General features: G+C 57.8%; 2 protein-coding genes. Both read right to left on the reverse strand.

Annotated features, from left to right (window positions below; all coding sequences use genetic code 11):
• Positions 1 to 1,153, reverse strand: a 1,153-nt coding sequence (locus Xenpb_RS20580; protein ID WP_187655059.1) for a VasL domain-containing protein, incomplete at its 3' end; no start/stop codon positions are given.
• A 65-nt stretch (positions 1,154 to 1,218) separates the two neighbouring features.
• Positions 1,219 to 2,741: type VI secretion system membrane subunit TssM (gene tssM, locus Xenpb_RS20585; RefSeq protein ID WP_187655060.1), on the reverse strand; the 1,523-nt coding region annotated here is incomplete at its 5' end.

Here is a 2,741-nt window from a genome sequence, read left to right on the forward strand (position 1 = left end):
CATAGACAGCGGTTTTCAGGTAGGAAAGCGTGAAGCTGCCACGGGTACGCTCCTGCAACAGGATTTTGTCCGCCAGTTGCTGAAGCTGGTCACGGGTGGTATGCCAGCTGCCTTTCAGGGGCACGCTGTCAATACGCGCGGCCATCTCCTGCTCCCACTGGCGGGGAATGTGCCGCTGGCTTGGCGACATAGGCCAGTGTTGCTCAGCCGTGCCTTTCAGGATGCGGGCGGCTTCCCACGTTGCCAGCGCGGGGGTTTCAGCTAACCGGTCCAGCTGGCTCTGATACTGTTCCAGTGTGGGCTGGTACAGCCATGCCAGCCGGGCGCCGGCGGGCTGGGCGGTGATGGCGTTGAGTTGTTGTTGCAGCGGTTTGTAGAACAGCATCCCGCTGCCCACCAACACCAGTAACCCCAACAAAGCACCGAGGCCAAACCCTTGCCATGCGCTTAAACCTGCCGGCGGGGGTTCAGGAAATTGCACCCGCACCCGCGGGGGGTGATCGGCCACGGGCGGGCGGTCAGTGCGCGGTGGCGGCGGCGCTGTTTCCGGTTCGGTCTCCGATTGTTGGGACAGGTAGACTAAAGGCGGCATCTGTACGGGTTGTGCCGCCGGTTTGGCGGCCTGCCGGGGTTTTTCCAGCTTTTTCGCCGCGTTCTGGAAGAACCACAAGAGGTTCTCGACACGCGGCAGGCGTTTCAGGTCAGATTGCTGTAACCGGTCGATAATCAGCTGGAGTGCCCGTTCGGCACGGTAAATCATCCGCAGGTCACCGGCGGCAAAATCCAGCTGACGTAACACACTGCCGGTACGGGTGTGGAACCACTCCAGTAAGTCAGTACGTACTTGCGGCTGAGGGGGCCACAGTGTGTCCCACTCACTGACGATAACCCCGGCCAGCAGTTCACAGCCTTCGGTGAAACCCGCCAGCCCGTTCAGCTGCATCCGCGCCAGGGTGTAGTAAATTGCCGTCTGCAAATCGACGCCGTTGGTTTTGAATAGCGTCAGGGACAGGGATTCCACCAGCGGCCAGTTGACTTCCGGTTGGGCCGGATGGCTGGTTTTGTTGATTTCATCGCGAATAACGGCGAATTCCGGCAGGTTCAGCGGACTGCCGCCCGCCCGGATGATAAGATTTTCAGGGTGTCCGCTCATATTCTCGCATTTCTCCTTAAAAAAACCCCTGCCCGAAGGCAGGGGCGGGACAGAAGGTCTTCACCTCAATAGAGGGTGTCCGGCAGTTTGAACTGGCTGAACAGCCCGCCCGCAAAGGGGTTGTCCGATTCGTCTACGTAGATGCGGTAGGTCATTTCGCCCCCGTCCACATTGAAACGCACGTCAAAGAAGCCCGGCTGGACGTTGGTCAGTTTGCCGCTGTTGATCAGTCTCAACTGTGCCCACGGCCCCGTGAAGCTGATGGCGCGCGGTGCCTGATTGCTTCTGTCCGGCATCAGGGTCAGCTTGCTTTCTGTCCCGGCCCGCATGGAGTTCGGCCAGACCAGATGCGCCACATTGCTGCGGCCGTGAGCGTAATCCACCAGTTGGCCGTCGAGGTTCAGCAAGGCGCGGCGTTTGTTGCCGGTCAGGCTGACCGGTTCGATGGCAAACTGCGTGCCGAGGCCGTTTTGTGGGGTGAAGAAAGTGGTACGGATACGATCGGCCGTTTCCAACTGTTTCATCACATCCGGGCGGATCAGTATCTTGCCGTCAGTGCCCATGGTCAGGCCATTATCCACAAACGGTTTCAGGCTCTGCTGGTAGAAGACATCCAATGTGCCGCCCGGGCGGAAGAAGCGCTCAAACTCACTCAACGGCACTTCTTCGCGGGCGTCAGGATTGAATGGATAGCGGCCCGCCAGATAGGTTTTGTACTGCTTGACCACGGAGTCATTCCATTCCACTTCCAGCGACCGTATCGCTTCCATCATCACCACACGCCACGCCTGTTCAGCCAGCTCACCCACCCAACGGTTCAGCGGCTCCGGCAAGGTTTTCGCCATCTGCTGCACTTCAAAAATGGCATCACTGTTGTTCTTGTCCAGACGCATCTGAACCGCTTGCAGGGCGGCTTTGCCCGGTACCGGCGAGTTCTGGATCGCCAGCAGGTAACGGTGCAATGCTGTCAGTTTCTGGTAGACACTTTGCAGCGTGCTGCCCTTATCACCGCGTTCAACCAGCACCCCGGTTTCCGGTGCAAAGTCATGGCTGATGCGGTTTAACAACTGATAATCCGACTGCGCCAGCAAAGCCTCTTTTTCCTTTTGACTCAGCGAATTACCCACCATCGGCGGGTTGGTATTATCGCTCAGGATTTGCAGTGCCCGCTTGACAGGCTGCTCACCACTGATCACCTGTTCGATAGCACTGATGGCTTGCGGCAGATCATCAAAGTCACGTATTTCGAGGTTATTCATCGCCGCCCGCCAGGTGGCGGTGTACTCGGCCAAATACAGTTCATTGATCTCGTTCTGGATCCGCTCCTGATCTTTTTCACTGTACTGGTCATGATGCGGTGACAACCCGGCCTCATTGGCTTTCTCTTGATTATTCTTGGTGATGTTCAACACCCAGCTATCCATCTCGGTCAGTTTCGTCAACTCGTCTTTCTGCCGGACGAAATAATCCATCAGGCCGTGACGGGTCAGTAACTGCGGGATCACCAACCGTTTTTCGTTGCTGGCAATAAACACGTCATCAAAGCTCGGGCCAATCTGGTCACGCAGGTTGATCGGCGCGGACAGGA

The sequence above is a fragment of the Xenorhabdus sp. PB62.4 genome (assembly GCF_014467285.1).
Taxonomy (GTDB): Bacteria; Pseudomonadota; Gammaproteobacteria; order Enterobacterales; family Enterobacteriaceae; genus Xenorhabdus.